We start from the raw sequence: 13,592 nt of genomic DNA, 5'->3' as shown, positions 1-13,592 counted from the left end.
TGAATTATTTAAACGAAGGCCATAAATAGTAAGAAATAGTGGAATGCGCTAAACATTGCAATCAATAGCTGGCATATATATTATGGAATTTACCGAATTAGTCGCTATTTTATTTGTCCATCAATAGAAAAATATAATAGTTTTGACAGAAATGGAATTGTTCAATTTTAAAATGGATACCAATCGCAATTTGCTACCCAAGGACGGAACGGTAAATTACTACGGCAGGGTTTTTACTGAAGCAGCGGCAAACCGTTATTTCGACTTATTGTTACACACAATTGTTTGGAAAAATGACGAAGTAATTATTTTCGGAAAAAAGATTATTACCAAACGAAAGGCAGCTTGGTATGGCGAACGCGAATTTGAATACACGTATTCCAAAGTAACCAAGACAGCCCATTTGTGGACTCCTGAATTGCTTCAACTAAAAAAACACATTGAATCCGTTTGCGGTGAAACATTTAACAGTTGTTTACTAAACCTTTACCACACTGGCGAAGAGGGCATGACGTGGCACAGTGATGCTGAAAAGGATCTTAAAAAGAACGGCGCTATTGCCTCAGTAAGTTTTGGGGCGGAGCGGAAATTTGCTTTTAAACACAAAGAGACGAAGGAAACAATTTCAATAAATTTAGAACACGGTAGCCTTTTAATAATGGCTGGCACCACCCAAAAGCACTGGCTACACCGTTTACCGCCCACTAAAAAAGTGGATTTTCCGAGGGTTAATTTGACATTTAGAACGATAGTAGGGTAAAGATTAAATTGTTACTCTTTAGTGATTTTGAATTTGGGGTTTGGGCTAACTTTTTAAGCTTTTGAAGTGCATTTATTGCGCTTTTGCTTGGGGCATTGTTATTTATAATTCACCATAGAATTAAGAAAAAAAAGGGCTATCGGGATTGTACACAACGATTCTTAACTTGCGAAATTTCTGTACAGTTACAACAAAATTGGCTTCCTAATTACTAAACCAATCTCCATTATTCCCCCCTCGCACAATCAAAAAATTCTAAAAAAGTAAACCATCACCTGTACTTATTCTGTAATATGTAAGGATATATCTTTACTTATTTATATATTTGTAATTATATTAGTTTACATTATAGAAAATTTGCAAACCTAATTCATTACAAATTATGAGAAATAAGAGGAAACTTTTAATTGAACAATTAGACCAAAAACTTCAGCCTTTTCAAAAAACAGAAATGGTTTTGGTTCCTGCTAAAGGATGGATAAATACAATTCGGACTGCCCTTAATATGACTATGGCGCAACTTGGCGCCAAGCTTAAAATTACCAGACAAGGTGTTAGGAATATTGAAGAGAGCGAGGCAAAAGGTTCTATTTCAATTAAGTCATTAAAAGAAGTGGGCGAAGCATTAGATTTAAAATTAGTTTATGGATTTGTCCCTAAAGATGGAACCATTGATAATCTTATTAGTTTAAAAGCTGAGAAACTGGCTGAGAAAATAGTGCTAAGAACCAATCAAAATATGAAATTAGAAAACCAAGGAATAGGAGATAAAAATATTAATGAAACCATTAAAGAACTGGCGAATGAAATAAAACGCGAGATGAAAAAATCATTATGGGATTAGAATTGCAAGACCAGGATAGTCAAACGCCTTTAGATGAAGAAGAAAAGGAAGGCCTTAAGATTAAGTCTATAACCACGCAAAAAGAATTGGATCAATTTGAACAGCTAAACATTGAAAAGGCTGTTGAATGGACTATACACGCCAATTTAAAACCAGAAAAAATACTAACTGAAAAATTTATAAAAGACTTTCATAAAAGAATGTATGGCGATGTTTGGAAATGGGCAGGAGAATTTAGAAAGACCGACAAAAATATTGGAATACATTGGAGTCAAATTGGTGTAGAATTAAAAAAGCTCATTGACGACACCAAATACTGGATAAAAAATAAAACGTATTCGCCAGAAGAAATAGCAATTAGGTTTAAGCATAGAATTGTCTCAATTTATTGCTTTCCAAATGGAAATGGTAGGCACTCAAGAATGATGGCCGATATAATTATTGAATCTATTTTCAAAAAAGATATTTTCAGTTGGCATAATTCAAATATGACAAGTGTAGATGACACGAGAAAAAAATATATTACTGCATTACAAGCGGCAGACGACGGAAACATCAAACCATTAATTAAATTTAGCAAAACCTAAAACCAGCACTGGCTAAAAATAATTGTGAGCACACGCTTGCTTACAAATATCTAAACACCCATCCTTGCCAATTATCCACAAACTCGCAGAAAAGTTTAATTTGTAATTGTTAAGTTAGCTGCACAATAGCTCATCCCTACAAAACAACAATTCGGAGATTTAAAGTTTTAAAAGCATATCTGTTTGCTGAATTTTGAAGCGTTAACCGCAACTAACAAGTAATGAAACAACTCACCAAAATTTAATGAAAACTGCAGAAGTAAATAAGATAGCATTAATTATATTTCATGTAATTGCGCTTATGCTTTTGTTTACTTCGGTTTCTTTGCTTCTTGATAAAACCTTCACTCAAGGCAGTAACGCAAAAATTATAAAAGGCACTTTTGAATTTAAACTATCCATTATAACCATTTTTATTGCCGCTACAAGTTGGTTTATACTTGTAAAAAAATGGATTCAGGAGAGAGGGTTAGCATATTATCTAAAATCAATTCTTTTCACCAAGACAATACTAATTATCGGCTTGATTTTACTTTTGTTGATTTAGATTACATCACTATAATTTTTGAACTCAAGGTAAATTACTTAAACACCTCCCCCATTTTTACTGATACTGGCGTACAGTCTGTATGGTTTTTAGCATTGAGAATTTTTTTGAGCGGAAAGAGACGGATGCTTGTGCTTACAAGTATTAGGATAAAACACCTTATATCTATTATAGATAATTAGAGTGGTGTAATTAACTAGAATATTTTATACTTAATATATACTATAAACATACTATAAAGTTACTATAAACATACTATAATCTTATTGTATCAATACAATATTTTTACTATAAACTTGACTTTAAGATATTTACGTAGTATATTTACCTTATTTAAACTTTATATTATGGCAAAGCAAGTAGGAATTATTAAGTTAAAAGGAACCATTGGAGATCTTAATTTTTACAATACCAAAAATGCAGGACCCCTAGCGCGAAAAGCGGGAGGCGGTTTTAGTAAAGATCAGAAGAAGAAACCGGTGCGAACTATGGAAAACGCTTCGGAATTCGGGAGGTGTAGCAAGACGAAGAAAGCATTTAAAATGGCACTTGCGCCTTTTTTATGCGTGAGAAAAGACGGGGATCTTCACGGCCGGATGGTACAATTGTTTACCAGAATAAAGGATCAAGATAGAATTAACAGCAGAGGAATGAGAGGCGTTGGCCCTGGCGTGGAAACCCCCAGGGGCAGACAATTGTTAAAGGATTTTGAATTTACGCCCTTGTGTAACGTTATGGAGACTTTGGCGGCTTCAGGCAATTTTGACTTTACAACACGTAGCTTGAACATCAGTAATTTTGATATGAGGAATGTACAATTTCCGACAGGCGCCACACATTTGGCGCTTACTTTGGGGCTTTTGCATTTTGATTTTAACAGCCTTGAAAATCAATTAAAGAGCAGTGCGCCGCTGTATTTGGATAAAAGCTACAGTGCCAATTCCATTGAAATGCAAGTTAACTTACCCGATGTGGCCGGTACTGCGATAGCCGTTCTTGGGTTAAAATTTTATCAGGAGGTGCAGGGAACGTATTATTTATTTAGGAGTGCGAACTCGGTAGGGGTTGAGAATTTGGGGGTTGAATATTAGGGAATCGGGATTCGTTAATTGGTTAAATACACAAATTTTATTTTCCTTCGCTACGCTCGAAAAGGATTCACTAATAATTGTTTGGGCTTAAACTTTGTATTTAGTGTGTGCGCTCTATCCACTTGCACTTTGAAAGCATATAGCCTATCTTAGCAATAATGAAAATAAATGTAATCCCTAAACAGCCTCATCCCCTAGTTTCCTATTTTAGGGTTGGGAGGCTTTTGTATGGTGCCCTACTGCTTTTTATATTGGAATCCTGGATATACGGAATACAATTAAGCAATGCTGTCTCGTCGTTATCGACAATTAAAATAATTTTCTGGGCCAGTTTTTTTCTCTTTTCATTCGTACATATCTATTTGGTAATTATGGACGGATGGTCTCGATACCAAAATTATAAACGTGCGAAGGACCAATTTTTTGAACACGGCTTTCATCCTAAAATCGCAATGTTATATATGGGGTCTAAATGTCAGCGAATGGCCGCTGAAACTGCTGCCGAAGAATTGGGGATCAAGCAGCAGGTGCAAGATTTATACAAAGAATGTGGTGTAAAATGGTTTCATTACATCCCCTATTTTATGATACAAGAGCCATTTTTCCTCTTTAAGAAAAAATTTTGGTCGCGTACATTTTTAGAAAATCACTACAAACCAAAATACAATTACCACCTTCTCGCCGAAACACAGTCTGTATGATTTCAGGACGAAATATATCTAAAAGCTACGGAAAACTGCAAGCGCTCCAAAACGTTAGTATAGCTTGTAATAGCGGAGAGATCTGCGGATTGGTAGGTGCCAATGGGGCGGGAAAATCTACCTTGTTTAAAATTTTATTGGGGTTGGTTTCTGCAGATAGTGGCACAATAACCCTTCAAGGTGAAGGAGCAAAAAAAATAGGCGGTATTATTGAAAAACCCTCTTTATATCCGTATTTAAGCGCGCGCGAAAATTTAAGGGTTTTTGCAAAAATGCAAAATGCTGCGGCAGATAATAAAGCTATTGACGAAGCTTTATTACAAGTGGGTTTATCGCTTGACAGAGAAGACCCAAGCCGAAACTATTCCATGGGAATGAAACAGCGTTTGGGGATTGCTGTTGCCTTGCTCAATAAACCTTCGTGTTTACTATTGGACGAACCTTTTTCGGGTCTCGACCCCGTAGGGATTCAGGCGTTGAAAAAACTGATTGTTAGCTTGGCAAAAGATCACGGAATGGCAATTCTTATTTCCTCGCACATTGTTGAAGTATTAAGTACACTCTGCTCAAAATTATTCGTAATACACAATGGTGAAATATTACAACAGGGGCCAACGCAAGCTATATTGAGCAAATGTGTAAAGAGTTATACACTTTGCGGAAATGAACTTCAAAAAGTTTCCTTTTTAAAAGAATATAGCGCTGCCGCCCACTCCAACTGTATCACTATTCCCGCATCGGCGACTGAAATTTCCGAGATCATTTTCAAGTTGTCCGAACAGGGGATTGCAATTACATCCTGTACACCACGGTTAGACGTTGCGCAACTTTTTAAGGCTACAGCTGTATGAGGCAATTGGTGTATTTAGAAATTTACAAATTGTGCAAACAAAGTCGCACCTACTACGCAATTTTGGCGCTGCTCTTTATAGAAACGGTGGTGTTGGTAAGCGGTTACTATCAGGGGGCGGAGATTTTAGATATTGTCTTGGCGAATTTAAAAGACACCTTTTATTTTGAAGGAAATTTACTCAACGGCAACTTAATTATTTATTTTATTCTTAACTCCTTTTGGTTTCACGTGCCGCTGTTATGTATGATTATAGTTTCGGGATTATTCACTACCGAATACGAAGATAAAACCCTGCAAACAGTACTTATGCAGCCCGTTGTAAAGTGGAAATACCTGTTGGCAAAATATATAACTGCCATCCTCTTTACAGTAGTTTTAGTGCTTTTTCTTGCAGCTACTTCATTTGTATTTTCGTATGCTATATTCGGCACGGGCGATTTAGTGGTTTATAGCGATGGTCTCACATTTTTTGAACAGGACGAAGCTTTTTTACGGTTGTGTTCTGCGTTTTTGATTGGGACGCTTTCCTTGGTTTTCTTTTCGGTGGTGAGTTTAACTTTGGCGGTGCTGTTTAAAGAGAGCTTTAAAACCTTGATTGTAGCTGCCTTGTTTTTGATTATTTCTACGCTCTTGCTGAAGATAGACCTGCCAAACGATTTCTTAAACCAAATAGCATATTTTAAACTGAACAATACCTGGCAGAATTTTTTCACGTTTATAATTGACTGGCAAGTAATACTAGTTAATACATCACTGTTGCTGGTATATACTTTAGTTACGGTGGGAATAGGGCTTTTTGTATTTCAAAAAAATGATACCGCATGAAAAAACTATTGGTTATAATAGCAATTACTACAGGTCTAGCAGTTACAGCGCAGACCGCCGAAGAAGATGTTTTACAGGTTAAGGCCAGACTAGACAGTATTGAAAGTTTTTCGGCAACTATAAAATTGCACGCAGATATATCCTTTATCCAAATGCCCGATAAAGTAGCTGCGGCAATATTTACAAAAGGCAAACCTATTGTTGTTACTTCCGAAGATTTTACACTTATTCCCAAACGCGGTTTAGACCTTTCGTTTCGCGAATTGTTTGAACATCCTTTTATTGTTGTTGATAGAGGTGAAGTTTCTAATAAAACCGATCTACGTGCTGTTTCCATCCTGCCTACTAGCGACAAAGCAGATTTTAGCGTTGCTACCCTGCATTTAGACACGAAAAACACACGAATAGATTGGGCAGAGATCAATACCAAAAAAGACGGTACCTATGCCTTACAACTGGTATATCCCGATAGCAAAGCTATTTTGCCTACCAATCTTACCATTTCCTTTGAAATTGAAAAAATACGCATTCCGCTTAATTTTGCTGGGAAGGACGTAAAAGTAGATCTTAAAAAGATGCGGGAAGAAGACCAAAAGAAGGGACGGATTATTTTGGATTTGGAGTATAGTAGTATAGGGATAGAATAAAAAACACTTCTGTAAATAAGCGATGGCGGCCTTACTATCTTTATAACTCAAATGATGTATTTCATTTTGTAATTAAAACGCTCTAATTTTTACGCAAAGGCTGGTTGAATTGAAAAAAACAGTATTTAAAATGTATCCTTTTTGCCGTTTTTGAGTCTACTATACAAACATCAAAAACCAATATTATGAATACTTGTAAATGTACCAATTGCGATTGCACCAAATGCAATTGCACAGACTGCTCAGCAAATACGTGTCCGTGTGATAGATGCGAATGCAATAAATGCAGTTGTTGTTAAATTCCCAAAGGTTAGTGTAAAAGCTAACCTTTGTTTTTATTTTTGAATATGGAAACAGAAAAAATTTGGCGGGAATTTCACGAGGAACTATATTTTTTTATCTTAAAAAAAGTGAAAAATGAAACCAGCACCAGCGATATTTTTCAGAATACCTTTTTAAAGGTTCACAAAAATCTAAAGCAGATACAGGAGGAGGAAAAAGTAAAGGCGTGGGTGTTCCAAATTGCGCGAAATGAAATTGCAAATTATTTTAAAAATGAATCTAAATACGTAGCGCCCGTTAAAGAAAGGGAAACTATATTTTCGGATAAAAAAGACGATTACTGCTGTTTTGATAAATTTATAAACGATCTGCCCACAATCTACAAAGAGAGCGTTGAATTGGTTTATATTAAAGGAAAAAAACAGGACGAAGCCGCAAAAATTTTAGCTATCAGCTTGGCAAATTTAAAGGCGCGCATCCGGCGGTCAAAAGATATTTTAAAAGAAAAATTTAGCCAATGCTGTAAATATGAGTTCGATAAGAATGGCGATTTAGTTGGAGAGGCAGATTGTTCTAATTGTAAATAATCTACGCAACAAATAGCAACTTCATTCGTATCTTTGAAATAAAAATCCTGCCATGCGAATCCTTCCAATAATCGGTTTCCTAATAATTTTTGGTTCCTGCAAAGAGGAAACAAAAGAACTCACCGCCCAACAAATAGTTGATAAAACCATTGATAATGCGGGGGGAGATAAATACAAATCTGCAGCAATACAGTTTAGCTTTCGCGATATTAAATACAGCAGTCGTAGAAACAACGGCGATTTTGAGTTTACGCGCACCATCGTAGATTCTTTGGGCGAAACTCGCGATGTGCTCACCAACAATAGTTTTGAGCGGTATGCGAACGGTACCAAGCTCTCCTTGGCAGATTCTACCGTTAATAAATATTCCAACTCGGTTAATTCGGTACATTATTTTGTGCAATTGCCGTATGGTTTAAACGATGCTGCGGTAAACAAAAAATTGGTTGGGGAATCAAAAATTAACGGGAAGGACTACTACGAAATTCAAGTTACGTTTTCAGAAAATGGAGGCGGAACCGATCACGAAGATGTGTATATGTATTGGATTGCCAAAGAAGATTTTACGGTAGATTATTTGGCATATAAATTTTATACGGGCAAAGGTGGCATTCGCTTTAGAAAGGCAGTTAATCCAAGAATAATTAATGGGCTGCGTTTTGTAGATTACGAAAATTACAAGATTGAACCGTGGAAGTCGGTAGAAATGCAAACCCTTGGTGAGCTGTTTGAAGCCAATGAGCTCACTTTTCTTTCAGAAATTAATACTGAAGATATTTCGGTGAAGCCTATAAAGCCAAAGAAGGATTAATAAAAAGTAGCTCGCAAAAGGCTATTGTTGAAGTTTGATAAATAGTGTAAGTATATGGATGGAAAAATAAAAATAGATATCGTTTCAGATGTAGTATGTCCGTGGTGCATTATAGGTTACAAACGCTTGGAGAAGGCTATTTCTGAAATGGGCATTGAAGATTTGGTTGAAATTGAATGGCAACCCTTTGAGCTAAATCCAAACATGCCAGTTGAAGGCCAAAATGTACACGAACATATTGCCGAAAAATACGGTTCTAGTTTAGAACAGCAAAAAGAGTCGCAGCAATTTATGGCGAAGGCTGGTGCCGAACTGGGGTTTACCTTTAATTATTATGAGGAAATGCGAATGGGAAACACCTTTGATGCGCACGTTTTATTGGGCTATGCCAAAGATTTTGGCAAGCAAACAGAATTAAATTTACGACTTATAACAGCCTTTTTTAGTGAACAAAAAGACGTGTCTGATAGAGCCATTTTAAAACAAGCATTGCTAGATGTAGGTTTAAATGCCGATGAGGCACTCTCAAAATTAGCTGATGAAAATGCACGGAAAGAGGTAAAAAGCAAGGAGAACTATTGGCGCGATTTAGGCGTAAACTCTGTACCTACTTTCGTTTTTAATAGAACAAGTGCCGTTACAGGAGCGCAAGCCGTAGCTGTATTTAAGCAAGTTTTAACTGAATTGGTTGAGGCTCGAACAATTTAACCACGGAAAATACTAAGGTGGCGCAAAGTACACGAAATTTTCTTTGTGATTTTTATGAAAATCTTTTTGTCCTTTTTTATTTACACGACAACTTTCAGAAATTGTTAGAAATTCCCCGCGTTTACGAAGAAGACAGCATTCGCTAAGAACAACTTCCCATTTTGCCAAAAGGAACGAAAAGAAACATCGTCAACCATATAAATTACACTACCCCTGCCTTTTTTAGCTTCGGCAAAAACAATGGAATTGCTTAATTTATTTTTAGCATTTTCTCCAGAAAAGCCCGACACACTTTCGGGTTTATCGTTAATATAGCCAACGTTATAACCATCGTTTAAAAATTTATAGGAATGGCTGCCAAGCTTTAGCGTATAATAAGTATCTCCGTAGCCAAATGCCAAGGGGTGTGTATTATCCAATCCTATTTTGTAAATACTCCCGGTAATAAAATTTTTTGTGCTTTCCATTTCACGTTGAGCATAAGGAGTCATATTTCCCAAACTATCACTTTCTTTTTTGCTTTCTTCAGTTTCGTTCTTTTTTAGTTCAAAACCATCCTTGTTTTCAAATACTTTTAATGCACTGCCAATAGCCACTACCTTTCCTCCATCGGCAATCCAAGTTTCTATATTCTTAAAAACATCATCGTTTAAAATAGAATTATAATTTCCGTTAGGCAACACCAAAACATCATAATCGCTCCATTGTATTTTACCAATATCGCCAGTGTTTATAGCTGTAATAGGGTATTTTAATTGCGTTTCAAAAAAGTGCCAAAGCGCACCATAACTAAGCGAGGAGGTACCTTCGCCCTGTAAGATTGCAATCTTTTTATTTTTAATTAAATGTACATATTGCGAGCCAAAATCGGTTAATCTATCTGCAAAACTCGTGGGTGAAGCATATAATTGTCGTCCCATTTTGTTGGCAATTTCAGTAATAGTTTTATCAAAATTTGCGTTGTTTTTATTGTCGCTTCGCGTAATAATTAAACTTCCGCGGCCAAAATTATTCCCGCCAAAACTGAGTTCATTTTCTGAAAAACGCACCTTAATATTTTGCTGTAACAATGCGGAAAGAAATTCGGCATCTTGTAAGCTATTCCACTTTGCAATATATCCAGCTGCTGTTGGGGAAGCAACATTTACAGCTGCAATGGCGGGAGCCTCAGTATTTGCTGGAAGTAAGCTAGTTGTGGCAACTGCATCTAACCCATACGCATAAGGCAGACTCCAAGCAGTAATATCGTAAGTGAGGGGAGTTGAAAGGGCCGCATTGGGCTCAAAAAGCACCTGTACCATTTTTCCTTTTGGTTGGTTTGTACTTACTACCAACGCCCCGGCAGCATCTATAGTCCCCTTTTTATTGTCGGTATAATTGAAGCCAGTGACCTTACCGCCCGTGGCGTAACCGTATTTTATTTGGTGGCGATCCAGCATATGCGTCAATGCCTTTAGGTTATCGGGATTGCCTTTAAGCACAAAGCTTTTATATTTTAAATTTTCATTTTTAAAGAATTTTCCAAACTCGGCGTTTAGCGAAGCCGCTTGTTGTGAAGCAACCTCAATGGTAGAAAGTCCTGTAGTGGTGTGGTGTGCCACGCGATCAATGAGGGTGAGTTCAATGGCTTCGTCATTAATAATCCCCAGGCCTGCCATACCGTGGCCCGCTTGTTCGTACGTCATTCCAATGGCACCCATAAAAAGTGGATAGGTATCGCCATAACTTGGGTAAAGCAAATCGAAACTTTCGCGGGTAAAGAACAACCAGCCGTTGTCGTCGAAATATTTAGCGTTGTTTTTTCCTATTTTAGTTTGAAATTCACGTTGGAAAGGTGTAATTATACTGTGATAAGGTTCTGCACCCGGTGCAAAATAGTATGGATTATTAATAAATTGCTCGTGAAAATCTACGTGAATATGCGGCATCCATTGGTTGTAAATTTTTAACCGTTGTTGGGTTTCTACTTGGCTTGCCCACATCCAATCGCGGTTTAAATCGAATAAATAATGATTTGGGCGTCCGCCGGGCCAGGGCTCATTGTGCTCTACGGCGTCGCGCGACGAATTATACGGACTGGCCTTAACTTGGTTGTACCAATTTACATATCTATCGCGACCGTCGGGATTTACGTTGGGATCCATAATAATCACCGTATTTTCTAGCCAATCTCCGTGTTCGGTAATTAACTTATAAGCGGTATTCATGGCGGCTTCGCTACTACTGGCTTCGTTGCCGTGTACGTTATAACTAAGCCAAACAATGGCCTTTTCGGGTGTAGCCGAGCCGATTATAATCCCAATTTTCTTTAAATTGTCGGTGCGTATTTGTTCAAGGTTATTTAGGTTTTCTTTTGAAGAAATTACCGCATACGTAAGCCTTCGGCGTTCATTTGTTTTGCCGTAGTCTGAATATTGCACCATTTCACTATTAGCCGCAAGGTGTTCAAAATACGAAACCACGTTTGCGTGGCGAGAAAACTGGGTACCAATTTCATATCCTAAAAATTCGGATGGAGATTTAAGTTGACCAAAAAATACAATGGGAAAAAGGAAAACGAAAATGCTGAAAATACGCGTCATTATAAACAGTTTAAAGAAAGGGTTAAAACTACTAAAGTTTTACCATATTCAGGATTCAGGATTCTGAATTAAAATGTATTTTTGTTTTAATCGTTTTATACTTTCTATGCGAACCCATTCCCTTCCCTATAAAAAAACAGGTTATTTCACAAAATTAATCTGCGATTATCTGGATGAAAACCCAACTATTTCACCTTTTTACAACAGGTTTCCAAAGCTGGAAAACTTTCGAGCCCAATTTGAGGAAAAAAGGAGTCAGTTATCCCTAGACCAGCGACGTGCATTGGCCAAACGCATCATGTTTCAGTACGGCTATAACAATCTTTCACAAAGCACTTTAAGCAATATAGATTTGCTGTACGAACCCGATACATTTACTGTAACCACGGGGCATCAGCTCAATCTATTTACTGGGCCGTTGTATTTTTTGTATAAAATTTTTTCAACAATAAATTTGGCCGAACAGTTAAATAAGGAATATCCAAAGCATTATTTTGTACCTATATATTGGATGGCCACGGAAGATCACGATTTCGACGAGATAAACTATTTTAATCTATTTGGAAGCAAGGTAGAATGGAATCGCGATGCCTCCGGTGCCGTAGGCGAACTTTCAACCGAAGGTTTAAACGAAGTAAAGGCAATTCTCAAAAAGAAATTAGGGCCTGGAAAGAACGCCGAAAAATTGGTCGCATATTTTGCGCAGGCATATAAAGAAAACTCTAATCTTGCCGATGCCACACGCCATCTTGCCAATTTAATGTTTTGGGAATACGGGTTGGTAATTATAGATGGCAACGATCCGGAACTTAAAAAAGAATTTATTCCCTATGCCGAAAAGGAACTAACCGAAAACCTCAGCTTTAAATTAATTTCTGAAACCACTAAAAAATTAACCGCCTTAGGTTTTCCGGAACAGGTACATCCGCGAGAAATAAATTTGTTTTATATAAAAGAAAATCTCCGAGAGCGTATTATAGAAAAAGAGGGACGGTTTTATGTAAATGAAACAGACATCTCCTTTTCCAAAGAAGAAATTTTAACGGAACTCCACGATAATCCAGAGCGCTTTTCACCAAATGCATTGCTGCGCCCTTTATACCAAGAGGTTATTTTGCCAAATCTCTGTTACATTGGCGGCGGGGGCGAGCTGGCGTATTGGTTTCAGTTAAAAGATTATTTTCAGAAAGTGGAAGTTCCTTTCCCAATGCTGTTGCTTCGTAATTCGGCATTGTTAATTCCGAAGCATATTTCTGATAAATTAAAAAAACTGAATACCGAAATTGAGGAATTATTCCTGAAACAGCACGAGCTCATTACGCGGCACACGCATAAAGTTTCGGCAATAGATCTAGATTTTTCTAAACAAAAAGAATTTTTACAGCAGCAATTTAAAGATTTGTACACCTTGGCCGAAAAGACCGATGTTTCCTTTTTGGGAGCAGTGGGCGCGCAAGAAAAAAAACAGTTAAACGGGCTAGACAATCTGGAAAAACGTTTGATAAAAGCCCAAAAACGGAAATTTTCTGAAGAATTAGACCGATTAAAAAACCTTCAAAACCAACTTTTTCCGAAGCAGGGGTTACAGGAACGGCACCTTAATTTCTCAGAGTTTTACTTGGAATACGAAGAAGAATTGCTGGCATTATTGAAAGAAAATTTGGATCCGCTGGATTTCAATTTTACGGTTTTGGAACTGTAATAACAACCCAAACAGGGTAATAAGAACTATAGGTCTATTTAGCTCAATAAATTTTATTCCTTAAC

Annotated in this window: 14 protein-coding genes; 13 read left to right on the top strand and 1 reads right to left on the bottom strand. The window is 37.0% G+C overall.

Annotated elements, in window-relative coordinates; translation table 11 throughout:
- The first annotated feature begins 151 nt into the window (after positions 1–151).
- The 12 genes from VZD24_RS00150 (at position 152) to VZD24_RS00095 (ending at position 9,243) form a co-directional block, all read left to right on the top strand.
- On the top strand, positions 152–760 hold the full coding sequence (locus VZD24_RS00150; RefSeq protein ID WP_342686718.1) for an alpha-ketoglutarate-dependent dioxygenase AlkB family protein: 609 nt from the start codon (positions 152–154) through the stop codon (positions 758–760).
- Positions 761–1,142: 382 nt separating this feature from the next.
- Positions 1,143–1,604, top strand: coding sequence for a mobile mystery protein A (locus VZD24_RS00145; protein WP_279447386.1), 462 nt, complete (start codon positions 1,143–1,145; stop codon positions 1,602–1,604).
- Positions 1,595–2,191: a mobile mystery protein B gene (locus tag VZD24_RS00140; RefSeq protein ID WP_279447385.1), complete on the top strand. Its 597-nt coding sequence runs from the start codon at positions 1,595–1,597 to the stop codon at positions 2,189–2,191. Before VZD24_RS00145 ends, VZD24_RS00140 begins: the two co-directional genes overlap by 10 nt.
- A 244-nt stretch (positions 2,192–2,435) precedes the next feature.
- Positions 2,436–2,738, top strand: a complete 303-nt coding sequence (locus tag VZD24_RS00135; RefSeq protein WP_342686686.1) for a hypothetical protein — start codon at positions 2,436–2,438, stop codon at positions 2,736–2,738.
- Positions 2,739–3,085: 347 nt separating this feature from the next.
- On the top strand, positions 3,086–3,829 hold the full coding sequence (locus VZD24_RS00130; protein ID WP_342686687.1) for a hypothetical protein: 744 nt from the start codon (positions 3,086–3,088) through the stop codon (positions 3,827–3,829).
- Between the two features lie 158 nt (positions 3,830–3,987).
- On the top strand, positions 3,988–4,530 hold the full coding sequence (locus VZD24_RS00125; protein ID WP_342686688.1) for a hypothetical protein: 543 nt from the start codon (positions 3,988–3,990) through the stop codon (positions 4,528–4,530).
- Positions 4,527–5,381 carry an ABC transporter ATP-binding protein gene (locus VZD24_RS00120; protein ID WP_342686689.1) on the top strand — a complete coding sequence of 285 codons (855 nt, stop codon included), beginning with the start codon at positions 4,527–4,529 and terminating at the stop codon, positions 5,379–5,381. The genes VZD24_RS00125 and VZD24_RS00120 overlap by 4 nt, the downstream gene beginning before the upstream one ends.
- Positions 5,378–6,208: an ABC transporter permease gene (locus VZD24_RS00115; RefSeq protein WP_342686691.1), complete on the top strand. Its 831-nt coding sequence runs from the start codon at positions 5,378–5,380 to the stop codon at positions 6,206–6,208. The genes VZD24_RS00120 and VZD24_RS00115 overlap by 4 nt, the downstream gene beginning before the upstream one ends.
- Positions 6,205–6,855 carry a hypothetical protein gene (locus VZD24_RS00110; protein ID WP_342686692.1) on the top strand — a complete coding sequence of 217 codons (651 nt, stop codon included), beginning with the start codon at positions 6,205–6,207 and terminating at the stop codon, positions 6,853–6,855. Before VZD24_RS00115 ends, VZD24_RS00110 begins: the two co-directional genes overlap by 4 nt.
- 347 nt (positions 6,856–7,202) lie before the next feature.
- Positions 7,203–7,724, top strand: a complete 522-nt coding sequence (locus VZD24_RS00105; protein ID WP_342686693.1) for a sigma-70 family RNA polymerase sigma factor — start codon at positions 7,203–7,205, stop codon at positions 7,722–7,724.
- 52 nt (positions 7,725–7,776) lie between these two features.
- Positions 7,777–8,535 (top strand): DUF6503 family protein, encoded by a 759-nt coding sequence (locus tag VZD24_RS00100; protein WP_342686694.1) that lies wholly within the window; start codon positions 7,777–7,779, stop codon positions 8,533–8,535.
- Between the two features lie 54 nt (positions 8,536–8,589).
- Entirely contained in the window at positions 8,590–9,243 is a 654-nt protein-coding gene (locus tag VZD24_RS00095; protein ID WP_342686695.1) for a DsbA family oxidoreductase, read from the top strand.
- A 104-nt stretch (positions 9,244–9,347) separates the two neighbouring features.
- Here VZD24_RS00095 and VZD24_RS00090 read toward each other — a convergent pair whose 3' ends face one another.
- On the bottom strand, positions 9,348–11,825 hold the full coding sequence (locus tag VZD24_RS00090; protein WP_342686696.1) for a M14 family metallopeptidase: 2,478 nt from the start codon (positions 11,823–11,825) through the stop codon (positions 9,348–9,350).
- A 106-nt stretch (positions 11,826–11,931) separates the two neighbouring features.
- On the opposite strand from VZD24_RS00090, the gene bshC reads away from it, so the two are divergent.
- A complete protein-coding gene (gene bshC, locus VZD24_RS00085) occupies positions 11,932–13,527 on the top strand; it encodes a bacillithiol biosynthesis cysteine-adding enzyme BshC (RefSeq protein WP_342686697.1) in 1,596 nt (531 codons plus the stop codon).
- The last annotated feature ends 65 nt before the right edge of the window (positions 13,528–13,592 follow it).

This window comes from Aequorivita flava (assembly GCF_038742595.1).
Lineage (GTDB): Bacteria > Bacteroidota > Bacteroidia > Flavobacteriales > Flavobacteriaceae > Aequorivita > Aequorivita marisscotiae.
This window is presented reverse-complemented; position numbering and strand designations above follow the sequence as displayed.

Bases quoted from the DNA above. Each gene is read 5' to 3' on its own strand.
- VZD24_RS00150 (WP_342686718.1), top strand. From the start codon at position 152: ATGGAATTGTTCAATTTTAAAATGGATACCAATCGCAATTTGCTACCC.
- VZD24_RS00145 (WP_279447386.1), top strand. From the start codon at position 1,143: ATGAGAAATAAGAGGAAACTTTTAATTGAACAATTAGACCAAAAACTT.
- VZD24_RS00140 (WP_279447385.1), top strand. From the start codon at position 1,595: ATGGGATTAGAATTGCAAGACCAGGATAGTCAAACGCCTTTAGATGAA.
- VZD24_RS00135 (WP_342686686.1), top strand. From the start codon at position 2,436: ATGAAAACTGCAGAAGTAAATAAGATAGCATTAATTATATTTCATGTA.
- VZD24_RS00130 (WP_342686687.1), top strand. From the start codon at position 3,086: ATGGCAAAGCAAGTAGGAATTATTAAGTTAAAAGGAACCATTGGAGAT.
- VZD24_RS00125 (WP_342686688.1), top strand. From the start codon at position 3,988: ATGAAAATAAATGTAATCCCTAAACAGCCTCATCCCCTAGTTTCCTAT.
- VZD24_RS00120 (WP_342686689.1), top strand. From the start codon at position 4,527: ATGATTTCAGGACGAAATATATCTAAAAGCTACGGAAAACTGCAAGCG.
- VZD24_RS00115 (WP_342686691.1), top strand. From the start codon at position 5,378: ATGAGGCAATTGGTGTATTTAGAAATTTACAAATTGTGCAAACAAAGT.
- VZD24_RS00110 (WP_342686692.1), top strand. From the start codon at position 6,205: ATGAAAAAACTATTGGTTATAATAGCAATTACTACAGGTCTAGCAGTT.
- VZD24_RS00105 (WP_342686693.1), top strand. From the start codon at position 7,203: ATGGAAACAGAAAAAATTTGGCGGGAATTTCACGAGGAACTATATTTT.
- VZD24_RS00100 (WP_342686694.1), top strand. From the start codon at position 7,777: ATGCGAATCCTTCCAATAATCGGTTTCCTAATAATTTTTGGTTCCTGC.
- VZD24_RS00095 (WP_342686695.1), top strand. From the start codon at position 8,590: ATGGATGGAAAAATAAAAATAGATATCGTTTCAGATGTAGTATGTCCG.
- VZD24_RS00090 (WP_342686696.1), bottom strand. From the start codon at position 11,825: ATGACGCGTATTTTCAGCATTTTCGTTTTCCTTTTTCCCATTGTATTT.
- bshC (WP_342686697.1), top strand. From the start codon at position 11,932: ATGCGAACCCATTCCCTTCCCTATAAAAAAACAGGTTATTTCACAAAA.